The organism is Pseudomonas sp. SDO5215_S409, assembly GCF_054071325.1.
This window is the reverse complement of sequence record NZ_JBSVWN010000068.1, coordinates 1-23,540: the sequence shown is the minus strand read 5'-3', so window position 1 is coordinate 23,540 and position 23,540 is coordinate 1. Positions and strand designations below refer to the sequence as shown.

The following is a 23,540-nucleotide window of genomic DNA, read 5'->3' as shown; positions in this document are numbered from 1 at the left end:
AACACTCAATAAGTGATGGGGATCTCAAACTGCTGAAACGCATCGTCCACCGGCTGGTAGCCCAGCACACGGGTGGTTTCGCTCAAGTCCAGGCGTTTGAAACGGTTATTGGAAATACCATGGGCAATCAGGTGTTTTACGCCCTCGGCCTCCACCGAGCGTTGCAGCAACTGCACCGCATCACGCGGGCTGAGCCAGGCACTGAGGTCGCGGGCGTTGTTCAAGTCGGGCGCTTCGGGGAACTCGAAGGCGCCAATGCGTAGGGCGATGGTGGAGAGCGGGGTTTTGGCCGCGTAATACCCGCACAGCGCTTCACCGTAACATTTGCTCACACCATACAGGTTGGCGGGCATCACGGGCATCCCGGGCGTGATTTGCCGGTCTACCGGGTAGCCCTCGATGGTCTGCGCGCTGCTGGCGAAGACCAGGCGTTTTACCCCGGCCGCCACTGCCGCTTCAAACAGGTACGTGGTGGCCAGAATGTTGTTGGGCAGCAGCTCATCGAACGCGGCGCTGGCGTGGGGAATGCCGGACAAATGCACGACCACGTCGATACCTTCGAGCAGCGTGACCAGGGCGTCTTTGTCGTTCAGATCGGCCTGCACGAAGCGGTGGCCGTCGAGGGCAAAGGCCGGTGCGACACGGTCGGTGAGGGTGAAGCGGTAGCGGTCTTTCGAGGCCTCGAAAAACGTCTTGCCGATTCTGCCGCACGCACCGGTGAGCAGTAGGTTGAGTCCTTTCATGAAAATCTCGCGAGTAGGGGGGAGGTGGGAAGCGGCAAGCTGTTAGTGCACGCCGCTGTTTTTTTGCAGCTTACGGCTGGTGTTCAAGTGCAACGTTCTGGAAGTTTTGCCGTTTGCTCAAGCGTTGGTAGTACGCATCGACGGCGGGGTAAGACGGGCGCTCCATGGGCGTCAACCGCCAACGGTGCACTGACAGGCCGATGAGGATGTCGGCGAGTGTGAATTCTTCACCGACCACGTAGGCGCAGGTCTTGGCGAGCTGTTGTTCGAGCAGGCCCATCTTGTCGTTCCACCCCTGCACACCGGCGGCAAGGCGCTGCGGGTCCTGGAAGTCCGGGTTTTTGCGCACCAGCGCGTGGAAGGCGTAACCCCAAGAAGGGTTGAGTTCGGTGGCTTGCCAGTCCATCCATTGTTCTACCCGGGCCCTTGGCGCGGGTTCGGCGGGCAGCAAGTCGTGGCGCTGGTAAAGGCCGGCGAGGTAGCGGCAGATGGTGTTGGACTCCCATAGCACGCCATGGCCGTCGATCAGAACCGGCACCTGGGCGTTGGGGTTCAAGGCCAGAAACTCAGGGGATTGGGTGGACGTGAAGCCGATGCCCCAGTCTTCGCGCTCGTAGGAAAGGCCCAGTTCCTGGCATGTCCACAGGACCTTTCGTACGTTGATCGATGAAGTACGGCCCAATATTTTCAGCGAATGTCCCATGACGCTTCCCTTGCGTTAACAAATTGACACAGGGGAATCTATCAGTGGTGGCGTGCGGGGGCTACGTCGCTGTTGCGGGCAGCGCCCCGTCGCCAGTGGGTGACTGAGCGGGTGCCCGGTGCTGCCCGGGGCTTTCGGGGGGTCAAGCGCGGGGAATCTCCTGATCCATCGCCTTGCCCACCAGCAACACACTCAGCTCGCTCAGTTGATGAATCGCCAACGCCACATCGCGGTGTTTGCCGCACAGTTCATTGGACAGGTCGAGCAGCAAGGTACTGACCGAAGAGCACAGTTCGAAGCCATTGGTCAGCAAGGACTCGGTGGGGATGTTGGGGATGACGGTGAAAAGGGTGGTCGGCGGATTTTCGGTGTCGTTGAACATTGTTCAGGTCCTGGGGTTATACCCGTAAAGAAGCCGCGTTCGGGCTACTAAACCCGGCCACTGAACCCTCAGTGGCCGGCAAACCTTAAAGAGCCCGGCCACAGGGCACAAGCCAGCGGATTCCCAGGTAAATGTAGGCGTTTGGAGCATGTGGCCGACTCGCGCGTAAGGTGCTTCCTACATTCCGTGTCGAAAGCCCACAGAGGGCTAGGTGCTTTCACGCACCTTCAATTCAAAGCCCATGTCCACCACGGGCTTGGCGATTTTGTTGCCCGCCATGATCGTCAGCAGGTGCTCCGCCGCACGCCGGCCGATGGCTTCCCGAGGCGTGCTGATGCTGCTCAGGCGCGGCACCATGAACGAGGACGAGGGCAGGTCGTTGAAGCCGAGCACTGCCACCTGCTCGGGCACCTTGATGCCGTGGCGAAGCGCCTCCAGCAGGGCGCCCTGGGCGAGGTCGTCGTTGCCGAAAAAGATCGCGTCCACATCCGGGTGGCTGGCCAGCAGTTGCAGGAACAACTCGCCGCCCAGGCCCAGCGATGAAGGCCGCGCCGTCATCAACTCCAGCGCCGGGTCGTACAGCCCCGCCTGCTGCAGCGCCCGGCGAAACCCTTCGCCGCGCAGCAGGGTGCGCTGGTCCAGTTGGGCGCCGATGTAGGCAAGGCGTTTGCGGCCCCGTGAGATAAGGTGAGCTGCGGCCGTTTCCCCGGCGTTCAATTGCGAAAACCCTACGCAGTTAAGTCCGGCGCCTGGGTCCAGATCCATCATGTACACACAGGGTACGTTGCTCGATTCCACCATGCGCCGGGCACTTTCCGTACGGTCGAAGCCCGTCAACAGCAAACCACGCGGCTGATAAGCCATGTAGTTGCGCAACAGGTTCTCTTCTTCCTCGCGGGAGTAGTGAGTGTTGCCGATCAACACCTCAAACCCCTTGGGGCGCAGCACCTGGTGAATGGCCTCCAGGGTTTCGATAAACAACAGGTTGGACAGCGACGGCACCAGCACCACCACCGACTGGCTCTGCGCCGACGCCAGCGCACGGGCGGCGGGGTTGACCACGTAGTTCAACTCGGCGGCGGCCTTTTGCACTTTTTCCACCAATTCGGTGGCCACAGTGCTGATCCCGCGCAAGGCGCGGGACGCAGTAATGGGGCTGACGCCAGCCAGGTGCGCGACTTCACTGAGGGTCGGGCGACCGGTGGTGCGGGTGTTCTTATCGTTCTTGGGAGTCATCAGGCGGCTTGCCAAACAAAAATCGAGGCACTAAGGTAGCGCTGTCCCCAAAAGCCTGCAAATGCTTGAACGCCGGAGGGCCTGATCGGGTTCAAAGGCTTGGGAAAGATGCACGCGTCACTCCATAAAAAAGACAACACGGCGCGGGAAAAGCCTGTTTTTGCACCTGCGTTGCGGCGTGCAAAGGTAGCGCTATCTGCGTCCCGAGGTGTTTCATGAGTCAACCTGTAACCGCCCTGGTCATCATGGGTGTTTCCGGCTGTGGCAAGTCCAGCGTCAGCGAGGCCCTGTGCCAGCTGAACGGCGCCACCGCGATTGAAGGCGACAGCTTTCACCCCGCCGCCAACATCGAAAAGATGAGCGCAGGCACCCCCCTCAACGACGACGACCGCGCCGGCTGGCTCGACATCCTGTGCGATGAACTGCGCCGCGCGCTCAAGGCCGGTGAACACCCGGTGCTGACCTGTTCGGCCCTCAAGAAAAAGTACCGTGACCACCTGCGCGAGGCCGCGCCGGGCCTGGGCTTTGTGTTTCTGGAGCTGACCCGCGAGGTCGCCGCCGACCGCGTGTCCCATCGTCCCGGCCACTTCATGCCCGCCAGCCTCATCGACAGCCAGTTCGCTACCCTGCAATCCCCGGTGGGCGAGCCGTTGACCCTGGCGCTGAACGCCAGCGAAGACAGCGTCCAGGACCTGGCCGCGCAAACCGATGCCTGGTGGCGCCAACATGGGTTTGAACCCACCGCGTAATTTTTTGCCGGAAAAGATAGCGCTATCTGACTGCACGGCTTAAATAACAACAACAAACAGGAGAACCCCCATGTTTGGCATGTCCCACGAGTCCTACCTGCTGCTCGACGCAGTGGTCACTATTTTCGGGCTGATCCTGTTGATCACCCGCTTCAAAGTTCACCCCTTTATTGCGCTGATCATCGCGGCCGGTTTTCTGGGCCTGACCTCCGGCATGCCGGTGGACAAGATCATCAAAGCCTTCCAGGACGGGTTTGGCGGCGTATTGGGTTTTGTCGGCATCATCCTCGCGCTGGGCACGATGCTCGGCAAAATGATGGCCGACTCCGGCGGCGCCGATCAGATCGCCCAGACCCTGATCCGTGCGTTTGGCAAAGATAAGGTGCAGTGGGCCATGATGTTCGCCGCCTTTTTGGTGGGCATCCCGCTGTTCTTCGAGATCGGTTTTGTGCTGCTGATTCCGCTGGTGTTTATCGTCGCGCGCCGCACGGGCGTGTCGATGATCAAGATCGGCATCCCGCTGCTGGCCGGGCTGTCCGCGGTCCACGGCCTGGTGCCGCCGCACCCGGGCCCGCTGCTGGCCATTGGTGTGTTCGGGGCTGACATCGGCAAGACCATCCTCTATGGCCTGATCGTGGCATTGCCGACCGCGATCATCGCCGGTCCGATCTTCGGCACGTTTATCGCCAAGCACATCCCGGGTAACCCGTCCCAGGAGTTGGTGGACCAACTGGCCCGCGAGCCCGAGTCGAAAACCCTGCCCAGCTTCAGCATCACCCTGATCACCGTGCTGCTGCCGGTGTTCCTGATGCTGCTCAAGACCTTTGCCGACATTGCCTTGCCGGACGGCCACGCGATCCGCAACTGGATGGACATGATCGGCCACCCGATCACTGCGCTGCTGCTGGCGTTGCTGCTGTCGCTGTACACCTTTGGTCATCGCCAGGGCATCGGTTCCAAGCAGATCTTGAAGCTGCTCGATGCCAGCCTTGCGCCTACTGCCGCGATTATCCTGATCATCGGCGCCGGTGGCGGTTTCAAGCAGATGCTGGTGACCAGCGGCGTGGGCGACGTGATCGGCCACATGGCGGTGAATGCACAGATCAACCCGATCCTGCTGGCGTGGCTGGTGGCGGCGGTGATTCGCGTGGCCACAGGCTCTGCGACCGTGGCGACCATTACCGGCGCGGGCATCGTGGTGCCGGTGGTGGGGATGATCCCGGGGGTGAACCGTGAGCTGCTGGTGTTGGCGACGGGGGCGGGGTCGTTGATTCTGTCTCACGTCAACGATGCGGGGTTCTGGCTGGTGAAGCAGTACTTCAACATGACCGTGGCAGAAACCTTCAAGACCTGGACGGCGATGGAGACGATCCTGTCCATCGTTGCGCTGGTCTTTATCATGCTGCTGTCACTGGTGGTCTGACCGATCGACAGAGCAGGGATGCTCTGCGTCCCAACGCGGGACACCGAGCATCACAAGCGACGTCCCCATGTAGAGCGTCAGAACGAGGGGCAGCCGTATGGGAGGGGCTCCGAGCCCAAAAGCGTGACGCAGAGCGTCACAAGAGGCATTCCCACGCAGAGCGTGGGAACGAGAAGTCACCGCTTACAGATCGTTCCCACGCTCTGCGTGGGAATGCAGCCCGGGACGCTCAGCGTCCCAATGCTTGACGCAGAGCACGGGAACGAGAGACCACCGCCGGCGAGAATCAGGCCTTTTGCACCAAACCGTCGGCGCGGAACATCGCGCGAATGCCGCGCACGGCCTGGCGGATCCGGTCCTGGTTTTCGATCAGCGCAAAGCGCACATGATCATCGCCATATTCACCAAAGCCGATGCCCGGCGACACACACACCTTGGCCTCCAGCAGCAACTTCTTGGCGAACTCCAGCGAACCCAGGTGCGCATAGGCCTCGGGAATCTTGGCCCAGACGTACATGGAAGCCTTCGGATTCTCGACCATCCAACCCAGTTCATGCAGGCCTTTGACCAGCACGTTACGGCGCTGGCGATACTGCTCGGCAATGTCTTTCACGCATTGCTGGTCACCTTCCAGCGCCGCAATCGCCGCCACTTGCAGCGGGGTGAAGGTGCCGTAGTCGTGGTAACTCTTGATGCGGGCCAGGGCGCTGACCAGTTCCGGGTTGCCCACCATGAAACCAATACGCCAGCCGGCCATGTTGTAGCTTTTGGACAGGGTGAAAAACTCCACCGCAATATCCTTGGCGCCCGGCACCTGCATGATCGAGGGGGCTTTCCAGCCGTCGTAGACGATGTCGGCGTAGGCCAAATCGTGAATCACCAGCACGTCGTACTGCTTGGCCAGGGCGATCACACGCTCGAAAAAATCCAGCTCCACGCACTGCGCGGTAGGGTTGGACGGAAAGCCCAGGATCATCATCTTCGGCTTGGGGATAGACCCGCGAATGGCCCGCTCCAACTCGGCGAAAAAGTCCACGCCCGGGATCAGCGGCACCGAACGCACCTGTGCACCGGCGATCACCGCGCCATAGATGTGAATCGGGTAACTGGGGTTGGGCACCAGCACGGTGTCGCCCTGGTCCAGGGTGGCCAGCATCAGGTGCGCCAGGCCTTCCTTGGAACCGATGGTCACAATGGCCTCGGTTTCCGGGTCGATGTCCACCGCATAGCGGTCCTTGTACCAGTGCGAAATCGCCCGGCGCAGACGCGGAATGCCTTTGGAGGTGGAGTACCCGTGGGTGTCTTCACGCTGGGCGACGGTCACCAGTTTTTCCACAATGTGCGGTGGCGTGGCGCCGTCTGGGTTGCCCATGCTCAAGTCGATGATGTCTTCGCCACGACGACGGGCGGCCATCTTCAGCTCGGCAGTGATGTTGAACACATAAGGGGGGAGTCGATCTATGCGCGCAAAGCGGCGCGGCGAACCTGGGTCTGCCATTGTTGCCTCGAAGTACGTAAGCGCCCGGAACCGTCCGAGCGACGTCGGCCACTGCGGTGGCCTGCGCGGCAGACAATACGGTCGATGATGGCCAATTGTCCAGATGGCGCGTAAGAAATTTGTGCTTGAGGCGACGGACGAATATGCCCCCTATACTCGACACGGTTTTGTTCACTGGCCCAAGGAGAGTGTTCAGATGAATCAACAAGCGAATCTTGCGCTGCAACCCCGTATGGAAGACGGCGAGGCCCTGGTGATCGCCGGGGTAAAAGGGCGTTATTCAAAAGCCACGCTGGGGGACATCCCGCGGTTGTGGGAGCTGTTTGACACTTGCATCAAAGAGATCAAGGCACGTGTGGGCGGGATAACCTACGGCGTATGCTTCAACGCCGATCACGGCGAATTCGACTACATCGCCGGGGTGCAAGTGCCGTCCAAAAACGACGTGCCGGGCAATTTCGAATCACTGCAAATCCCGCCGCGCCATTACGCGGTCTTTAACCATTCGGGCCCGGTGCAGGCACTGGCGCAGACCTACGAGCGGATCATGTTCGAGTGGTTGCCGCACTCCGGCTACCGCGTGGCGGGGGCGGATTTCGAGCGTTATAGCGCCGATTTCAATGTGCAGAAGGGCAGTGGGACGGTGGAGGTCTGGTTGCCGGTCGAGAAGGCTTGATACCTGGCTTCATCCTGGCAAGGTGCACGTCGGGTGCTGGGCCCAGGGGCTCAGCCCCTAAAGCTGCGTTGATAGTCTTGAGCTGACTGGCGAATGGCCTGTGCCACCTGCGGCGCCAATCGACAGTAATCGTCTTCGCGTTTGAGCACCGCTTCCAGGGTTGCCAGTATCGCCTGGAGGCGATTGCGGGGCTTTTCGATTTCGCAGGTTTTTGCAAATTCGAGAATGCCCAGGCGCGAGGCAAAAAATGATTTATTGCCCGCCAAGTCCAAGGCCAGCGCATCGTCGGGGAGATAAGCGGTGGTGTTCGCGATGTCGTACGCCGGTGCGAGTCGGGCGTCGTTCCGGGTGGGGTCGCTGTACAGCAAGCCGAAATTCTTCAGGTGAGCATCGCCGTTTCCCACGATGCAGCTCAGCGCCACGCTGTCGAACAATTGGTCCAGGGAGCTGCGTTGATGCTCGATCGGGCAGTAAAGGCGGATCGCCTTGGCAATCATGGCGTAGCTTTTACTGTATTTCTGCTCGGCCGACAGGCCCATCAGTGTGGCCATGTCCTCAAACCCCAGCGGGTTGAGCTGTTCATCCCGGTCAAAGCGCCGCATCACGAAAAGCTTGTGGTTGTGTGACAGATAAAACGGCGGCACGGGGATACCGGCGTCTTTGGCAACGCACATGCACAGGTATTCGTTGATGGCCAGCCCCGGAAACTCGTCGCGCCCGCTTTTGATGATCAGGTCGTTGGTTTTCGAGGTGAATTTCTGTTCGCCCGTGTCAGGGCGTTCTGGCACTAAAACCTTGGGCTGCACGCCTGAAATGCCAGCTCGCAGGATGTAGCGGTCTACCAGGTCGGCAAACAGATCCTGCGCTCCGTCCCAGGCGAGGATCTCGCCAAGGTTTTCTCCTGTTGCGGGAGGGTTGTTGCGGTGAATCAGTTCGTTCACCTGGTCTGAAGACACAAATACCCGGCCGATGGGCGCGCTGCTACCAGACAGTGCCAGCAGCAACATAGGATCGACCTTCACTGTCTTGGCAAGGCGATTGCGAAGCTGCTCCAGCACAAAGCCTTCTGGCAGATTCATTTGAAAAACGGGATGCAGTTCGCGATGGCGATAGTCTTCTGTGCGGACAGGCATCAGCAGGCTGACGGCGCTGTTTGCCGGTGCTTCGTCGCGGTAACGGAAAATGTAGTCATCCTGCGCGGTAAAAACGCTACCACTGATGCCTTGCGGCGTATGAACGCGTAGCTTGGGACTAATCATTAAACAAGTCCTTGACGTCATCCAACGTCGGCATCACGACGGGTACCAGTTTTACCTCGCTGCCCAAGGCCGCAAAGATACGTGCGTAGGCGTTCATGGACACCGAAGGGCTGCCCTGTTCGATTTCGATCAGTTTTTGCCGGGTAATCCCCGCAAGCGCAGCGAGTTCTGCCTGTTTGTAACCTCGGTTCAGGCGCATCGAGCGCACTTGTTGGCCGATACGTTGGGTCAAAACTGAAAAGTCCATGTCGCGTAACCGTTACATTTTATCGATCAGGTTATGTATACGTTACATTTGCAGCGCGTCAACCGGCGCACGACCAAAGGTCAGCTTCAACCGCCGCTCATACCCGATCCGCCCCCTATACGCCTCCCCGCTGTCCACCCACCCCTGCTGCACATACAAGGCCATCGCCGCCGTATTGGTGCTGTCCACCGACAACTCCAGCGCCTGGATCTGCGGCCAGGCCTGGCGTGCGGCGGTGGGCAGGGCTTGCAGGCAGGCCTTGCCCAAGCCCTGGCCCTGAACGCGGCGGTCCACTTGCAGGGCGTGGAGCGTGGCGCTGTGTTCGTCGGCCCAGTGGGGCAGGCAGGGCGGGCGTTTGAGCAGCAAGAAGGCGACGGGGGCGTCGTCGGCCAGCAGTGCGAAGCCTCTGACGCCGGGGCTTGGGTTGACCAGCAGGGTGTTGAGCGCGCAGTCGATGTCACCGCAATACGGCCGCTGTTCGGGGTGCACTTGCAGGGCGCTCAATTGCTGTTGTTGCACAGGGTTCAGCGCTTCATAGGCGACAAGGCGGGTTTGCATCGGCGTGTCCGAAGGGCTGCAAAGAGAGCGCGGATTCTAGCCGGTTTGTTGTAGGAAAAGGCTCGTCTGCTGCTCGTCGGTTATTTTCGCGACGCGCGAATCTGCGGCCATAGTGGACAGTCCGAGCCCTGACAACACTAAAAAACAGGAGTCTGTTCATGAACGAGCAACCCGCTGACTTTGAACTGTCCATCAGCCGCCTGATCGATGCACCGTGCAGCCGTGTGTTTCGGGCATGGACGGAGCCTGCACTGTTGCAGCAATGGTGGGGCCCCCACGGCATGACTACGCCTGAGTGCGAAATGGACCTATGGGGCGGCGGCCAGTTTAGTACGCTGATGCGCGCCCCGGATGGCACCGAATACCCCAATCAAGGGGTGTTCCTGGAGATCGTCGCACCGCAACGGCTGGTGTTCACCGATGCCTTCAGGCCCGGTTGGCTACCGTCGGGCAAGCCGTTCATGACCGCCGTGGTGACGCTGGAAGACGTCGACGGCAAGACGCTGTACACCGCACGCGCCTTGCACTGGAACGCCGAAGACAAACAGGCCCACGAAGCCATGGGCTTTCACGAGGGCTGGGGCCAGAGCCTGGACCGGTTGGTGGCGTTGGTCACCACCGGCATGGCGGACTGACCGTCAAGGCTGCTGGCGCGTGGCGGCCAGGACGATTTCGCGGATGCACACGTGCTGCGGCTGCTGGTAGGCATAGGCAATCGCCGCTGCCACGTCGTCGGGACTGAGCACGATGCCGCCCATGTCATTTTGTTTCCAGGCTTCGTAGCCGGTCTTGATCGCATCGTCGGTGGTGTGGCTGAGCAGTTCCGTCTCCACCGCGCCCGGGGCGATGGTGATGACGCGCACGTTGCTGGGCGACAATTCCTCGCGCAGGTTTTCCGAAATCCCGTGGACCGCGAACTTGGAGCCGACATAGGCAACGTGGTTGGGGAACGTCTTGCGCCCGGCCACCGAGCCCACGTTGATGATGGTGCCGCGTTTGCGCTCGACCATACCGGCCGCCACGGCGTGAATACCATTGAGCAGGCCTTTGACGTTGACGTCGAACATCTGCTCCCACTGCGCCGGGTCTTGTTCGCTGACGCTGCCCAGCAGCATCACACCGGCATTGTTGATCAACGCATCGGCCGGGCCGAACTGGGCTTCGGCTTCCTGGACCGCGGCCACCAGGGCGGCGCGGTCGGTGATGTCCAGGCCACGGCTCAGGGTGTTTGGCAGCGCCAGTGCATTGAGGCGGTCGATGCGGCGGGCCAGCAGCAACAGCGGGTGACCGGCGGCCGACAGCACGCGCGCGGTGGCTTCGCCAATGCCGGAGCTGGCGCCGGTGATGATGATCAGTGGCTTGCTCATGGGAAACTCCTGAGATAAGAAAAACAAATAACAAAACGTGAAGCGCAGTATATTTGCACGCTGGTTGGCTGAAAAATGCCTTATTCCTCTGTCTGCTATCGGTATTAGCTATGGATGTGCGCCATCTCAAGGCGTTTCTCGCGGTGTTTGAGGAACGCAACATCACGGCGGCGGCCCAACGCCTGTTTATCAGCCAGCCGACCTTGTCGGTGACCATCAAACAGCTGGAGGACGAACTGGGCGTGGCGCTGTTTGTGCGCCAGCCCCGGGGCGTAGAGGTGAGCGATGAAGCCCGGGTGCTGTACCCCCAGGCGCGGCGCATGGTGGCCGAAGCCGAGGCGTTGAGCCGACTGTTTCGCGGGCGGGAAAACCGCATCACCCTGGCGCTGGGCGTGGACGGCGACATTGCCGACAGCCACATCGAAACCTTCCTGCGCATGGCGCACCAGGGGCTGCCCGGGTTGTTGCTGACGTTGCAGGAAGGCTGCGAAGGTGAAGGGCGCCTGGCGGTAGAAGAACGGGTGTGCGAAGACGAATTGTTCCTGCCGCTTTGGGAAGAGTCCTACGTGATGGCGCTGCCTGCGTCCCACCCCATGGCCGAGGGCGCGCAGGCTTGGGCGCCTATCGAAGACTGGATCACCTGCCCGCAGCATGATTCGCACCAACGGTTGATGGCCTTGTACGGGCGCTCGCCCCAGGCGGTGGCCGGGCATGCGGGGTCGTTGCGGCAGGCGTTGCAGATGGTGGCCGCGGGCGTGGGCGTGGCCATGGTGCCGCAGTCGCTGGCGGCGCAGCGGGCGGGTGTGGTGGTTCGGCCCTGGCACTTGCCGGCGCCGACGCGGCGAGTGGGCTTGTGTTTTGCCGCCCAGGCCCTGGAGCTTGCGGCCATGCGGACCTTGCATGAGTACTTCCAGAACAACCGCCCACCGCAGTTGTCCGCCGCCTGACCGCGGCCTCGGCCGGCGCTTATTCGAGCATTTTGGCCAGTAGCCAGCTCCCCGCCGGGCCAGGGGGCTGCTGGCGTGACCACAACGCGTCCACGGCCACCGACCTTGGCCAGCCCCGGGCCTGGATCTCTTGCAGGCGGTTGCCGCCAAACTGCCCCACCAGCCAGCGCGGCAGCGGCGCCCAGCCAAAACCCAACTGGGCCATTTCCATCAGCATCAGGTAACTGGGCGCCGACCAGACGCGGCCGGTGCCACGGTTGTCGTTGGGGTTGATGATGCTGGCCAGGCGCAACTCGCGGTGCTGTTCCAGGGTGTGCTGGCCAATGTCCGGCAGGTTTGCCAGCGGATGCCCGGGGGCCACGAACAGCGCAAGTTCGGTGCGTTCTTCTATCGGCGCTTTGGTCAGGTCCGGTGGGTAGACATCTTGGCGTTCAATGAACGCGATGTGCGCGCGGCCGCTCTGGACCAGGGCGATCAGGTCTTCGCACTCGGCAATCAGGCATTCAAGCTCCAGGTCCGGGTAGCGTTGTTCAAAGGCGCGCAAGGCCACTTCAAACTGGCCCGACTGGTAAGTGTCGGACATGGCGATGGTCAGCTTGGGTTCCAGGCCCCGGGCCAACTGGCTGGCGGCCAACGCCAAGCGGCTGCTGGCCTCCAGCACCTGCTCGGCGCGCTGTAACAGCACGTGCCCGGCGGGGGTCAGGGTGGGTTTGCGGCTGCTGCGGTCGAACAGGACCACATCCAGGTCAATCTCCAGGCTCGCCACCGCCGCGCTGACGGTGGACTGGCTCTTGCCCAGCTTGCGCGCCGCCGCCGAGAACGAGCCTTGGGTGGCGGCCTGCACAAACGCTTGCAACACTTCGTGGGACGCCATGACTATCGCCTTTCTCGATGGTTAATGGTTATGAAGTATCGAGTAGAGGGGTAATGATGGCAACCGTCGTCACTCATGGAGCACAGGGCATGACCCCTACCAAGTCGATTACCGAACGTGTGTTGCAGGCCATCGGGTTTGAGGGCCTGGCGTTGTTGATCTGCACGCCGTTACTGGCATGGATCATGGACAAGCCGGCCCTGGAAATGGGCATGGTCACGCTGGCCATCAGCCTGATTGCGCTGACCTGGAACGTCATTTTCAACGGCTTGTTCGACCGCCTGAAGGCGCGCCTGCGGTTGTCCGGTGGCGTGTGGACCCGCGTGTTGCACGCACTGATGTTTGAAGGCGGGCTGATTCTGGTGTGCGTGCCGCTGATCGCCGCGTGGCTGAACATCAGCCTGGTGCAGGCGTTTATCCTCGACATCGGCGTGCTGCTGTTCTTTTTGCCCTACACCTACCTGTATCACTGGGGCTATGACGCGCTGCGCGAGCGGCTCGTACACAAACGCGTGTTCAGCCAGGCGTAAGGGCCGCCACAAAGTCCAGGAATGCGCGCACCTTGGCCGCTGGCAAATGCCGCGAAGGGTAGAAGGCGTACAGCGGAAAACGCTCGTCGGGCCAGTCGGGAAACAGCTCCACCAGGCCCCCCGATGCGAGGGCGGGCGCCAGGCCCAGGTTAAGCATTTGCGCCACGGCATGGCCGTGCTCACAGACGCTGTACAAAGTTCCCGCGTCGTTGACCACCAGACGGCCGCGCGTGGCGACGGTGAGCTGCTCGCCGGGCCGGTGGAATTCCCAGGCAAATGGGCGGCCGGTCTGTGAGTCGCGAAAGTCGATGCACACATGCTGGCCGTCTTCCAGGTCCAACGGGTGAGCGGGGCGGCCGTGGCGTTCGAGGTAAGCGGGCGCCGCCACGGTCAGGATCCGTACTTCCAGTAATTTGCGGGCGATCAGTGAAGACGACTGCGGGATGCCGAAGCGGATCGCCAGGTCAAACCCGTCCGCCACCAGGTCGCCCAGTTGGTCGCGGGTGTGCAGGTCCAGGTGCAATTGCGGATAGCGGCTCATGAACTGGCCCAGCACGGGCCCCAGCACCAGGCGCGAGAAGTACGGGTCGATATTGACCCGCAAGCGTCCGCGCACGGTGTGGGCGCTGTCGGCCGCGGCGCTGGCGGCCTCTTCCAGGCTGGCCAGCAGCGGGGCGACTTCCTGGTAGAAGCGTCGGCCTTCGTCGGTCAATTGCACCGAGCGCGTGGTGCGGTCGAACAGGCGAATGCCCAGGCGTTGCTCCAGCCGGGCAATGGCCCGGCTGACCCCCGAAGGTGTCATGTCCAGGCTGTCGGCGGCGCGGGCGAAACTGCCGCTGTCCACCACGGCCCCCAGTACGCCCATGCCGCCGGCCAGTGCAGGGTCAAAGCTCATCGGTGATTGCCTGTCAGTGATCCGAAAGCATTGATGCTAGCCGAGAACGTGTTACAGGAACATCCCGCCAGACGCTTCGACCCGCTGGCCGGTGATCCAGTGGCTGCCGTCGGCGAGCAGGCTGGCGATGGCGCCGCCGATGTCGTCCGGCAAACCGGCGCGGCCCAGGGCGGTGTAGCTGGCGACCGTGGCGTTGACCTCTTTGTTGTCACGCACCATGCCGCCGCTGAAATCGGTGGCAATCGCGCCGGGGGCCAGGGTGTTCACCGTGATGCCACGCGGCGCCAGTTCCCGGGCCTGGTAGCGGGTCAGCACTTCCACCGCGCCTTTCATCGAGGCATAGGCCGCGTAACCCGGCAGGCTGAAACGCGCCAGGCCCGTGGAGATATTGATAATGCGGCCACCGTCGGTTATCAGCCCCAACAGTTTTTGAGTGAGGAAAAACGGCGCCTTGAAGTGGATCGCCACCAGTTGGTCGAACTGCTCTTCGCGGGTGTCGGCGAAACTGGCGTGCAGGCTGATGCCCGCGTTGTTGATCAGAAAGTTGAAGTGGTCCTGTGCGAATACATCGTTCAGTGCGGTGCGAACCTGGGCGACAAACCCGTCGAAAACGCCGCTTTTGCTCACGTCCAGTTGCAGCATCACCGCGCGCCTGCCGAGCGCTTCAACCTGCGCCGCCACGTCGTGGGCCTGGTCGGCGGCGCTGTGGTAGGTGCCGATAATGTCCACGCCTTGGGCTGCCAGGTGCAGCGCTGCGCTTTTGCCCAGGCCACGGCTGGCGCCGGTGATGAGTGCGATTTTGCGGGTCATGGTGAAATCCTCGATGCCGGTGATTGACGGTGGAATTAAGTGTATTTGTCCGCCAATAACGTGATAAACCGCCTGAAACCAGAATGACTGGCCGGATAGGGCGAACAATCCCATGAACAAATTGGAGCTGCTGCGCACGTTTGTGCGCGTCACCGAGTTGTCGAGTTTTACCCAGGCGGGCGAAAGCCTGGGCCTGCCGCGCTCCACCGTGTCTGAGCATGTGCAGGCGCTGGAGGAGCTGCTGGGCGCGCGGTTGCTGCAGCGCACCACGCGCCGGGTGCAGGCCACGCAGGACGGGCGGGTGTTGTACGAGCGCAGCAAGGATTTGCTCGCGCACATGGAGGAACTGGAAGGGCTGTTTCGCCAGGACGAAGCGCAGTTGGCCGGGCGCATTCGGGTGGACATGCCCAATGCGCTGGCACGCGAGCTGATCCTGCCGCAGTTGCCGGGCTTCATGGACCGCCACCCGCTGGTCGAGCTGGAGGTGAGCAGCAGCGACCGTCAGGTGGACCTGCTCGCCGAAGGGTTCGACTGCGTGTTGCGGGTGGGCGCGCAGCCGGACCAGTCGGTGGTGGCGCGGCTGCTGTGCCGCATGCCGGTGGTCAATTGCGCCAGTGCCGCGTACCTGCAACGCCATGGCGTGCCCCAGACGCTGGAGGACCTGGCCGTGCATCAGCTGGTGCATTACGTGCGGCCGCTGGGCGCACGCTCGGCGGGGTTTGAATACCAGCAGGGCCACAAGGTGCACCGGGTGCCGATGGCGGGCCGGGTGACGGTCAACAGCACCGACGCGTATCACGCAGCCTGCCTGGCCGGGTTTGGCCTGGCGCAGATGCCGTTGCTCGGGGTGCGCGAGTGGCTGGCCCGGGGGGAGTTGGTGGCGGTGTTGCCGGACTACCCGGCGCCCGCGCTGGATGTGTCGATGCTGTACGCCAGCCAGCGGCATTTGCCGTTGCGGGTGCGGGTGTTCATGGACTGGATGGCGGCCACCTTGCAGGCCCGGTTGCAGCCTTGAAACCCGGGCGGGGGCCGGTGCGTCGGCCCCCGCACGCTGGGGTCAGAACAGTTGGGTGAACAGCCAGTAGAGGCTGCCCGACAGCACGATCGCGGCCGGCAGCGTCAGCACCCACGCCATCACTAGGTTACGGATGGTGCGCATCTGCAAGCCGCCGCCGTTGGCCACCATGGTGCCCGCCACGCCCGAGGACAGCACATGGGTCGTGGAAACCGGCAGGCCGTACATGTCCGCCGCACCGATGGTCAGCATGGCTACCATTTCTGCCGACGCGCCTTGTGCGTAGGTCAGGTGGCTTTTGCCGATCTTCTCGCCCACGGTCACCACAATGCGCTTCCAGCCCACCATGGTGCCCAGCCCCAGCGCGATGGCCACGGCGACCTTCACCCACAGCGGAATGAAGCGGGTGGCGTTGTCGATCTGTTGCTTGAACAGTTGCAGCTTGTTTTGCGTGTCGGCGTCGAAGTTGCCGACCTGGCCCTTGTCCATCAGGCGAATGGTTTCGCTGGTCAGGTACATATCGTTACGCACGTTGCCCATGGCTTCGGCCGGCACTTTGGCCAGGGAGCCGTAGCTTTTGACTTCTTCACCGATATGGCCGGTGATGTCGGCGAGGGCGGGCACCAGGTCCTGGGTGGCTTGCTTGGTGCGCACATAGGTCGACAGGGTCAGGCGCGAGTCGGCGGGCGCAGGTTGCGGTGCCGACTTGACCAGCGCCGCCTGGGTCACTTGCGCCACCGCCGCAAATTGCAGCGATTGGTCAGCCGGCATGGTGCGGTTCAGCGCGTAGGCCATGGGCAGGGTGCCCACCAGAATCAGCATGATCAGGCCCATGCCCTTCTGGCCGTCGTTGGAGCCGTGGGCAAACGACACGCCGGTGCAGGTGGCAATCAACAGGCCGCGAATCCACCATGGCGGCGGGGTGTCGCCTTTGGGCGCCTTGTAGAGCGAGCGGTTTTTGACAAACGCGCGCAGGGCCAGCAACAGCAGGGCGGCGAACACAAAACCGATCAGCGGCGAGAGCAGCAAGGCGTAACCGATCTTGATCGCCTGGCCCCAGTCCACACCGCTGGTGCCATCACGCCCGTGCATCAGCGCATTGGCCACGCCCACGCCAATGATCGAGCCGATCAGGGTGTGCGACGACGAGGCCGGCAAGCCCAGCCACCAGGTGCCCAGGTTCCACAGAATGGCGGCGATCAGCAGGGCGAAGATCATCGCAAACCCTGACGATGAGCCGACTTGCAGGATCAGCTCCACCGGCAACAGCGCGATGATGCCAAACGCCACTGCGCCGCTGGAAAGCAGCACGCCCAAAAAGTTGAAGAAGCCCGACCACACCACCGCGAAATGCGGCGGCAGGGAGTTGGTGTAGATCACCGTGGCGACGGCGTTGGCGGTGTCGTGAAAACCGTTGACGAACTCAAAACCCAAGGCGATCAGCAGCGCCACGCCCAGCAGCAGGAACGGGGTCCAGGTGGTGACCACCGTGCCCAGTTCGTGCATGTCGTGCATCAGGCTGTAGGCGGTAAACAGCAGGCCCATGGCGAGCACGGCGAAGAACACGATCACCGTCAACAGGCCGGGCTTTTTGTCCATCCTGGGTTTGGGGTCGGTCGCGACAGCGGGGTTGGAAGCGCTCAGGGAGGGGGTGGCCATGCCGGGACATCCAGTGTTGGGAAGGATGTCGTCTATATTCATTGCACAATGTTACAGAGATACTGCGGCACGTCAGTGTTTGTGGAATTGCCCTTGCCCCCTCAGCGCATTCAGCGCTCAAACGCCGGTAGGAGGGGGCTTGCCGAGTCAGTAATCCTTACGCTTGCGAAACGCCCAGCGCCCGGCGATCAAGGTGAACGTGGCCACCAGCGCCACCAGAATCCAGAACCCCTCAGGGTCTGTGGACAGGGGCACGCCGCCCACGTTCATGCCGAAAAAACCGGCAATGATGTTGATCGGCAACGCCAGCACCGTCACCACGGTGAGGGTGAACAGGGTGCGGTTGCTTTGCTCGTTCAGGTTGGCGGCGATTTCTTCCTGCAACAGTTTGATCCGCTCCCCCAGCGCCGTGAGGTCGTTGATGATCAGCGCGAACTCCTCGGTGGATTTGCGCAACTCTTTCACGTCCTCTTTTTGCAGCCACTGCGGCGGGCGGTTGAGCAGGCGCAGCAACGAGCCCGGCTCCAGCGCCAGCAGGCGTTGCAGGCGCACCAGTACGCGGCGGGCGGCGCCGAGTTCGGCGCGGTTGGTGGACAGGCGCGAGGACAGCAGTTCGTCTTCGATCAGGTCCACGCTCATGCTGGTCTTGCGCACGATTTGCGTCAGCACCTCGCCCTGGTCGCGCAGCAGGTGCACCAGCAGTTCGAGCGGCGAGCGGAACTGTTCGCCCGCCTTGACCGAGGAGCGCAGCTTGTCCACCGAGTGCAACGGTTGCAGGCGGGCGCTGACCAGCAAGCGGCTGCGGGCGCACACCCACAGGGTGGAAATGTCGGACGACACCATGCTGCTGAAGTTGAAGACCACGTCGTTGACCACCGCCAGCAAGGCTGCGTCGACGTGTTCGATGCGGGTGGAGCGTGAGCCTTCGTGCAGCGCTTCAAAGAACTCTTCTGGCAGGGTGAGGTGCGTTTTCATCCAGCGCTCGCACGCGGCGTGGGCCAGGTTCAGGTGCAGCCACAGAAACTCGTCGGGGTCGCCGGGGTGCTGCAAGGCCGCGAGCGCGGTGGCGGAGTCGATCTGTTCGCCTTTTTCGCCAGGGCGAAAGCGGAAACCGTAAAGCAAGCCAAACAGGTCGGAGTCCTGATGACTGTGGTCGATGTTGTGGTTCATGGAGGCTCGCAGGGAAAGTGCCTGTAGGAGGTTTCACAGGTTCACTTGAGCGCATCATGGCAAGCGTATTTGACGGTTTTGTGACAGTTTGAGGCGGCGCAAAAAAAGACCGCCTGGCGGGGTGCCAGCGCGGTCTTTTGCAGGGAATTACTCAGGTGTCTTGCTTGTTTTCCAGAACCTCGCCGGTCTTGGCGTCGAGCTTGACGTCCCATTTCACGTTGCTGGTGTCACGCAGTTCGGTTTCGTACACCAGGCGCCCGGCCTTGTCTTCCAGCTCGGTGTCGATGAGGGTCGCGCCGGGGTGTTTGGCCAGGGCGGCGGCGTTGAGTTTTTCGAAGTCCATGATGGCGCCGGACTTGAGCAGGCTCGGGATCTGGTCCGGGCGTACATCGGCCTGGGCCAGGCCTGCGGTGAGGGTCAGGGCGGTTGCGGCAAACAAGGCAGTCAGGGTTTTCATGAGTGGGTCCTTGGGGGTGAGCTGATTAAGTAGCGCCAGATTAACCAGCGCAACTTAACTCACCCTTAATGGCCCGTTGCCTTAGTAGCCGTTGTCTTTGAGCAGGTCCTGGACGCTCGACGACGGCCAGCGTTTGTAGAATTTCAGCAGCTCGGCGGCGCGGTTGGTGAAGATGCCGTCGACGCCCGCGTCCATCACTTTCTTGAAGTCCACCGGTTCATCGACGGTGTACACGTGCACCAGCAGGCCCTTGTCGTGGGTCAGTTGGTTCATGGCCGGCTTCACCAGGTCGGTGTAACTCTGGTCGCCATGGTGGGTCAGCTCGGCCGAAGGGCCGGTGCCGATGGCGCCCAGGCTCTTGGCCTCGTCCACCCATTTTTCAAACTCGGCGTCGTCTTTTGGTTCTTGCTTGGCGTAGTAGGCCGCCTTGGTGGGCTCGCCGGAATCAGCGAAGGCCACGGTGGACTTGGGCTCGATACTGCCAGCACCCACCCACAACAGCAGGATTTTCGGGGTGTTGGGCATTTCTTCCTGGAGTTTTTTCAGGCTGTCCTTCTCGAACGTTTGCAGCACTACGCGGCCTTTGCCCTGGCCGACACCGGTGTTGCTCTTGCCCAGTTTGGAACCGGCAGAGCTCAGCCAGCCTTTGTCCAGCAGCTTGTTTTTCAGGTCGGCTTCAATGCCCGGGAATTGCTTGGGCTCTTTGGTTTCGATGTACAGGCCCGGTTTGTGCTGCGGGTTGCCTTCGGCGATCTTGATGATTTCATCCAGGCTCTGGATCTTCAGGCCGACGAAACCTGGGCGGGCGCGGTCGGGGTAGGCGGCGTTGAACCAGCTGCCCGCGTCCAGGGTGCGCAGTTCGGCCCAGGTGAACTCGTTGGCCGGGGCGTCCTTGCGGTCGGGGAATTTGGTGGCCACGTCAGTGGTGCGTTGCAGGTTGTTGTCGTGGAGGGCGAAGAGTACGCCGTCCTTGCTGCGCTGCAGGTCCATTTCCAGGTAATCGGCGCCCAGGTCGCGTGCGACCTTGTAGGCGGCGGCGGTGGACTCCGGCGCGTCGTAGGAAGCGCCCCGGTGGGCAATCACCGCAGGGTAGGGAATGCCCTCGTTGGTGGCCATTTCCGCCGGGCTGATAGGGCTTGCCGCCTGTGCGTGGCCAAGGCCGAGCATCAGGGCCAGCAGCAGGGCACTCTTGGTAAACGTGACAGGCATATGCGAAGTCCTTTCGTGGAGGTAGCTTGAGAAGGGCTCCTTTTTAACAAGGGATTGCGAAAGGCGCCATCACCAAACCGACATTAACGTGTACATGCGCCATTTTTCTGCGCTTTTATGGCGGGCTTTGCAGTACCCTTGACCCCACTTGCCCCGTCAGAGGGCATGTTTTCCTGCCTCGCGTGTAAACCATCTTTTCAGTCCCTGTGGGACTTTTCAGCGAGGTTTACCATGCGCATCACTTCTGAACGTATCTGCCAGGCGGCCGACCAACTCAACGGCTTTGTGGGCTTGAACCGCAAGACGGGGCAATACCTCGTGCGGTTCAGCGAAGACGCTTTTGGGATGGACGTGGCCGACGAGGGGATCATCCCCGTGGCCGAGTTTGTCTGGCAACCCGAGCGCGACCAGACCATGACCCTGTCCCGCGAGCGCATTCAGTTGCTGCTCGATCAAAACATCGATGAGCGCCTCAACCTGACCGAACCGCTGCGGGTGTACACGCGCCGTGTGGACCTTGCGCAAATCACAGCGGTGCGCCGGGTGGTGCTGCCTGACGGGCGCTGAGGCCCCGCGGGGTTACTGGGGCTTGCGCACGAACTGATCGTGCAGTTCGCGGGTCAGGCTTTCGACGCGTTCGGTGAGTTGGCGCGTCATTTCCGTGAGGCGGGTGTTTTGCTCCAGCAAGTCAAGCAGCTGTGCGGTGGTCTGCGCGGCCTCGGCCTGGCGTTCGGTGTTGGCGACGGCCAGGGCTTCACGGTGTTGGGCGTCTGCATCGGACTGCGCTTTGTCACGCGCCGCCTGGCGGGTTTGCGCCAGCAGGATCAACGGCGCGGCGTAGGCCGATTGCAGGCTGAAGGCCAGGTTGAGCAGGATGAACGGGTACACGTCGAAATGAGTGACGCCGGTCATGTTCAACGCCACCCACAACACCACGATGAGGGTTTGCGCGCCCAGAAAGGTGGGCGTGCCAAAGAAACGGGCGAAGGCTTCGGCTTTGAGCGCAAAGGCATCACTGCCGAATGTAGGGCCCAGGTGGGCGTGGGCGCGGTGAAAACGCAGGTGATCGGTGTCGGGTTTTTCGGGCGTCATGGCAGGCTCAATAGTGGGCAACAGAAAGTGCCTCACTATAGACCGGGCTTTTAGGCTGGCACATGAAGAACACCGCGCCCTCAGGCCTGGGCGCTCACCCAATCACACACCTGCACCCGGTTGCGGCCGGTGTCCTTGGCCGCGTACAGCGCCCGGTCCGCCGCATTGAGCCACATGGCGGCGTCGGTAAATCCGGGCTGAAACGCCGCCAGGCCAATGCTCAAGCTCACCCGCAGTTCGGGGATTTGCGGGTTGCGGTAATTGCTGAACACTTCGCGCATGCGCTCCATGACCTGCGCGGCCTGGTCTTGGGGCATGTCGGGCAGGATCACGCAGAACTCATCACCGCCATACCGCCCGGCCAGGTCGTTTTCGCGCAGGTTGCGCTTGAGCTCCTGGCTTAGTTCGCGCAGCACCGTGTCGCCGATGATGTGGCCGTGGGTGTCGTTGATCTGTTTGAAATGATCGATGTCGATCAGGGCGATGGTGGCCTGTGCATGCTGTTGCTCGCAGTGATGAAACTTGAGCTGCAGCAGGTCTTTCCAGGAACCATGGTTGAGCAGGCCGGTGAGGCTGTCGGTGCGGCTCAGCGCGCTCAAGGCACGCTTGTGCTCGGCCAGTTTGATTGCCAGGCGGTAGCAGACCAGGCCGAGCACCATGGGGTACAAGGTGAGCATCGGCAGGCAGGCGTACACCTGAATCAGGCTGACCTGTGGGTTGAAGTGGATGCCAAAGAGCAGCCAGGCCACCCCGATGCCCACCCCTTGCGCCAGCGCGCCATGGATAAACAGGCGTTTACCGCCGGCGGCGACGTTGTTCATGGTCATCATCGACAGCAAGGTGACGGCCGTCAGCGGCGTGAACTGCGTGGCGGCGGCCCAGAAACCGCCGCAGAGCGAGTCGTATAGAAAGTTTCTTCGTTCGGCCTTGTAGGGGTATTCGGCGCGGCTCGACAGCTGATACGCCAAGTGTGCCCAGACGTAGCCATTGAACAGCAACAGCGCCCAGACCCAGCCGGGCATGGCCAGCGGGTAGAGCGACGCGATGACACTCAAGCAGCCGATGCCCAGGCCGATGCTCCTTGGCCCGTAGATACGCTTGGCAAATGAAAGCCCTTTGCCTCGTTGGTTTTCCATAGATTCCTGGGTCTTTTGCAGGTGCGACGGTGCGGGTGATCGAGCACACCACGGGCCGATGATACGGGGCAATATTGTCAGTTATTCGTGTGGGAATAATCAGTGTCCTTTCAGGCCATTCGCAACGAAAACGCCGGGAATAAGACGGAAAACGACGGACATGTCGTTTTTGAGACAGGCTCAGTGCCGGGAAGGCACCGCGTAGCCCGCCAGAAACAGGTCGATGGCCGACTCGATCACCTTCGCCTGGGCGGCGGCGTCCAGGGTCGGCTGGCCCAGGGTGATCTGTGGCCAGAACGCAAACGCTTTGAGCAGGCTTTGTATCTGATGCGCCGCAAACCCCGGGTCGGTGCAATTCAGACGACCATCCGCCTGGGCCGCGCGGACCCACTGGGTAAAGCCTTCCTCGCGTTTGCTCAGGCGGTTGACCATGTCTTGCGCGCGCTCCGGAGAGTGAATGGTGGCAGCAATGGCCACGCGCGCCAGGTCCAGGAAGTTGGCGTCCGACATCATCTTCATCTTGGCCTCCAGCAGCCCGCGCAGTTGCTCACGCAGGGGGCGGTCGCTGGCGTAGGTCACGTCCAATTGCGCCACGCTGTTGGCCCACAACTGATGCAGGATCTCGGCGAACAGCTCTTCTTTGCTGGGGAAGTGGTTGTACACCGTGCGTTTGGAGACACCCGCCGTGGCGGCGATCTTGTCCATGCTGGTGACCTCGAAACCGTGTTCGCGAAATTCGGCAATGGCCGCGGCCACGATGGCTTCGCGTTTACGGTCGGTGAGGCGTTGAGGGGCCGTCATGGGGGGGAAACTCCTGGGGGAAATTACACTCGGTAGTTTACTTGTTCCGGATTTTGTTGCAATCCCGACCTGAGGACAGGAACCCAATAAACTCAAGGGTTCCG

The 23,540-nt window shown here is 62.0% G+C and carries 27 protein-coding genes; 8 read left to right on the top strand and 19 right to left on the bottom strand.

What is annotated here, in order from left to right:
• Positions 1-5: 5 nt before the first annotated feature.
• From ACW9H9_RS25510 to gntR, 4 genes are all read right to left on the bottom strand, one after another.
• Positions 6-743 (bottom strand): NAD-dependent epimerase/dehydratase family protein, encoded by a 738-nt coding sequence (locus ACW9H9_RS25510; RefSeq protein WP_457346037.1) that lies wholly within the window; start codon positions 741-743, stop codon positions 6-8.
• A 70-nt stretch (positions 744-813) separates the two neighbouring features.
• Positions 814-1,446: a glutathione S-transferase family protein gene (locus ACW9H9_RS25505; protein ID WP_457346035.1), complete on the bottom strand. Its 633-nt coding sequence runs from the start codon at positions 1,444-1,446 to the stop codon at positions 814-816.
• Positions 1,447-1,588: 142 nt separating this feature from the next.
• Entirely contained in the window at positions 1,589-1,828 is a 240-nt protein-coding gene (locus tag ACW9H9_RS25500; RefSeq protein ID WP_457346034.1) for a DUF6124 family protein, read from the bottom strand.
• 207 nt (positions 1,829-2,035) lie between these two features.
• The gene (gntR, locus tag ACW9H9_RS25495) at positions 2,036-3,067 is read right to left on the bottom strand and encodes an HTH-type transcriptional regulator GntR (protein WP_457346045.1); all 1,032 of its coding nucleotides are present in this window, start codon (positions 3,065-3,067) and stop codon (positions 2,036-2,038) included.
• Positions 3,068-3,279: 212 nt separating this feature from the next.
• Here gntR and ACW9H9_RS25490 point away from each other — a divergent pair, with 212 nt between their 5' ends.
• Entirely contained in the window at positions 3,280-3,813 is a 534-nt protein-coding gene (locus tag ACW9H9_RS25490) for a gluconokinase (RefSeq protein WP_457346033.1), read from the top strand.
• 70 nt (positions 3,814-3,883) lie between these two features.
• A complete protein-coding gene (locus ACW9H9_RS25485; RefSeq protein ID WP_457346031.1) occupies positions 3,884-5,236 on the top strand; it encodes a GntP family permease in 1,353 nt (450 codons plus the stop codon).
• Between the two features lie 286 nt (positions 5,237-5,522).
• Here ACW9H9_RS25485 and alaC read toward each other — a convergent pair whose 3' ends face one another.
• Entirely contained in the window at positions 5,523-6,734 is a 1,212-nt protein-coding gene (gene alaC / locus ACW9H9_RS25480; RefSeq protein WP_457346030.1) for an alanine transaminase, read from the bottom strand.
• Positions 6,735-6,930: 196 nt separating this feature from the next.
• Between alaC and ACW9H9_RS25475 the strand changes: the two genes are divergently transcribed.
• Positions 6,931-7,410: a GyrI-like domain-containing protein gene (locus ACW9H9_RS25475; RefSeq protein WP_457346028.1), complete on the top strand. Its 480-nt coding sequence runs from the start codon at positions 6,931-6,933 to the stop codon at positions 7,408-7,410.
• A 50-nt stretch (positions 7,411-7,460) separates the two neighbouring features.
• Here the strand turns inward: ACW9H9_RS25475 and ACW9H9_RS25470 are convergent, their stop codons facing one another.
• From ACW9H9_RS25470 to ACW9H9_RS25460, 3 genes are read right to left on the bottom strand one after another with little or no spacing between them, the layout of a single operon-like run.
• Positions 7,461-8,669 (bottom strand): type II toxin-antitoxin system HipA family toxin, encoded by a 1,209-nt coding sequence (locus ACW9H9_RS25470; RefSeq protein ID WP_457346026.1) that lies wholly within the window; start codon positions 8,667-8,669, stop codon positions 7,461-7,463.
• Positions 8,662-8,916, bottom strand: coding sequence for a helix-turn-helix domain-containing protein (locus ACW9H9_RS25465; protein WP_457346024.1), 255 nt, complete (start codon positions 8,914-8,916; stop codon positions 8,662-8,664). Before ACW9H9_RS25465 ends, ACW9H9_RS25470 begins: the two co-directional genes overlap by 8 nt.
• Positions 8,917-8,958: 42 nt before the next feature.
• Complete coding sequence (locus tag ACW9H9_RS25460) at positions 8,959-9,474, bottom strand: GNAT family N-acetyltransferase (RefSeq protein ID WP_457346023.1); 516 nt, start codon at positions 9,472-9,474, stop codon at positions 8,959-8,961.
• 158 nt (positions 9,475-9,632) lie between these two features.
• Between ACW9H9_RS25460 and ACW9H9_RS25455 the strand changes: the two genes are divergently transcribed.
• Positions 9,633-10,109 carry an SRPBCC family protein gene (locus ACW9H9_RS25455; protein WP_457346022.1) on the top strand — a complete coding sequence of 159 codons (477 nt, stop codon included), beginning with the start codon at positions 9,633-9,635 and terminating at the stop codon, positions 10,107-10,109.
• Positions 10,110-10,112: 3 nt separating this feature from the next.
• On the opposite strand, the gene ACW9H9_RS25450 is transcribed toward ACW9H9_RS25455, so the two are convergent.
• Positions 10,113-10,841, bottom strand: a complete 729-nt coding sequence (locus tag ACW9H9_RS25450) for an SDR family oxidoreductase (protein ID WP_457346020.1) — start codon at positions 10,839-10,841, stop codon at positions 10,113-10,115.
• Positions 10,842-10,951: 110 nt separating this feature from the next.
• Between ACW9H9_RS25450 and ACW9H9_RS25445 the strand changes: the two genes are divergently transcribed.
• Positions 10,952-11,788 carry a LysR family transcriptional regulator gene (locus ACW9H9_RS25445; RefSeq protein WP_457346018.1) on the top strand — a complete coding sequence of 279 codons (837 nt, stop codon included), beginning with the start codon at positions 10,952-10,954 and terminating at the stop codon, positions 11,786-11,788.
• Positions 11,789-11,807: 19 nt separating this feature from the next.
• Here the strand turns inward: ACW9H9_RS25445 and ACW9H9_RS25440 are convergent, their stop codons facing one another.
• Positions 11,808-12,662, bottom strand: a complete 855-nt coding sequence (locus ACW9H9_RS25440; RefSeq protein WP_457346017.1) for a LysR family transcriptional regulator — start codon at positions 12,660-12,662, stop codon at positions 11,808-11,810.
• Between the two features lie 89 nt (positions 12,663-12,751).
• On the opposite strand from ACW9H9_RS25440, the gene ACW9H9_RS25435 reads away from it, so the two are divergent.
• A complete protein-coding gene (locus ACW9H9_RS25435; protein ID WP_457346016.1) occupies positions 12,752-13,192 on the top strand; it encodes a multidrug/biocide efflux PACE transporter in 441 nt (146 codons plus the stop codon).
• Here ACW9H9_RS25435 and ACW9H9_RS25430 read toward each other — a convergent pair.
• Together ACW9H9_RS25430 and ACW9H9_RS25425 are read right to left on the bottom strand one after the other, a co-directional pair.
• Positions 13,179-14,087: a LysR family transcriptional regulator gene (locus tag ACW9H9_RS25430; RefSeq protein WP_457346015.1), complete on the bottom strand. Its 909-nt coding sequence runs from the start codon at positions 14,085-14,087 to the stop codon at positions 13,179-13,181. The two genes, ACW9H9_RS25435 and ACW9H9_RS25430, sit on opposite strands and share 14 nt — an antisense overlap.
• Before the next feature lie 51 nt (positions 14,088-14,138).
• The gene (locus ACW9H9_RS25425; RefSeq protein ID WP_457346014.1) at positions 14,139-14,897 is read right to left on the bottom strand and encodes an SDR family NAD(P)-dependent oxidoreductase; all 759 of its coding nucleotides are present in this window, start codon (positions 14,895-14,897) and stop codon (positions 14,139-14,141) included.
• 112 nt (positions 14,898-15,009) lie between these two features.
• Here ACW9H9_RS25425 and ACW9H9_RS25420 point away from each other — a divergent pair, with 112 nt between their 5' ends.
• Positions 15,010-15,912: a LysR family transcriptional regulator gene (locus ACW9H9_RS25420; RefSeq protein ID WP_457346012.1), complete on the top strand. Its 903-nt coding sequence runs from the start codon at positions 15,010-15,012 to the stop codon at positions 15,910-15,912.
• A 42-nt stretch (positions 15,913-15,954) separates the two neighbouring features.
• On the opposite strand, the gene ACW9H9_RS25415 is transcribed toward ACW9H9_RS25420, so the two are convergent.
• From ACW9H9_RS25415 to ACW9H9_RS25400, 4 genes are all read right to left on the bottom strand, one after another.
• Complete coding sequence (locus tag ACW9H9_RS25415) at positions 15,955-17,511, bottom strand: inorganic phosphate transporter (RefSeq protein WP_457346044.1); 1,557 nt, start codon at positions 17,509-17,511, stop codon at positions 15,955-15,957.
• 207 nt (positions 17,512-17,718) lie between these two features.
• Positions 17,719-18,741, bottom strand: coding sequence for a transporter (locus tag ACW9H9_RS25410; protein WP_457346010.1), 1,023 nt, complete (start codon positions 18,739-18,741; stop codon positions 17,719-17,721).
• A 151-nt stretch (positions 18,742-18,892) separates the two neighbouring features.
• Positions 18,893-19,198: a PepSY domain-containing protein gene (locus ACW9H9_RS25405; RefSeq protein WP_457346009.1), complete on the bottom strand. Its 306-nt coding sequence runs from the start codon at positions 19,196-19,198 to the stop codon at positions 18,893-18,895.
• A gap of 81 nt (positions 19,199-19,279) precedes the next feature.
• Positions 19,280-20,407, bottom strand: coding sequence for a glycerophosphodiester phosphodiesterase (locus ACW9H9_RS25400; protein ID WP_457346008.1), 1,128 nt, complete (start codon positions 20,405-20,407; stop codon positions 19,280-19,282).
• Positions 20,408-20,638: 231 nt separating this feature from the next.
• Here ACW9H9_RS25400 and ACW9H9_RS25395 point away from each other — a divergent pair, with 231 nt between their 5' ends.
• Complete coding sequence (locus ACW9H9_RS25395; protein ID WP_457346007.1) at positions 20,639-20,974, top strand: DUF2025 family protein; 336 nt, start codon at positions 20,639-20,641, stop codon at positions 20,972-20,974.
• Positions 20,975-20,986: 12 nt separating this feature from the next.
• Here the strand turns inward: ACW9H9_RS25395 and ACW9H9_RS25390 are convergent, their stop codons facing one another.
• From ACW9H9_RS25390 to ACW9H9_RS25380, 3 genes are all read right to left on the bottom strand, one after another.
• Positions 20,987-21,499: a DUF1003 domain-containing protein gene (locus ACW9H9_RS25390; RefSeq protein WP_457346005.1), complete on the bottom strand. Its 513-nt coding sequence runs from the start codon at positions 21,497-21,499 to the stop codon at positions 20,987-20,989.
• A gap of 80 nt (positions 21,500-21,579) precedes the next feature.
• A complete protein-coding gene (locus ACW9H9_RS25385) occupies positions 21,580-22,635 on the bottom strand; it encodes a diguanylate cyclase (protein ID WP_457346003.1) in 1,056 nt (351 codons plus the stop codon).
• A 180-nt stretch (positions 22,636-22,815) separates the two neighbouring features.
• A complete protein-coding gene (locus ACW9H9_RS25380; protein WP_457346002.1) occupies positions 22,816-23,436 on the bottom strand; it encodes a TetR/AcrR family transcriptional regulator in 621 nt (206 codons plus the stop codon).
• Between the last annotated feature and the right edge of the window lie 104 nt (positions 23,437-23,540).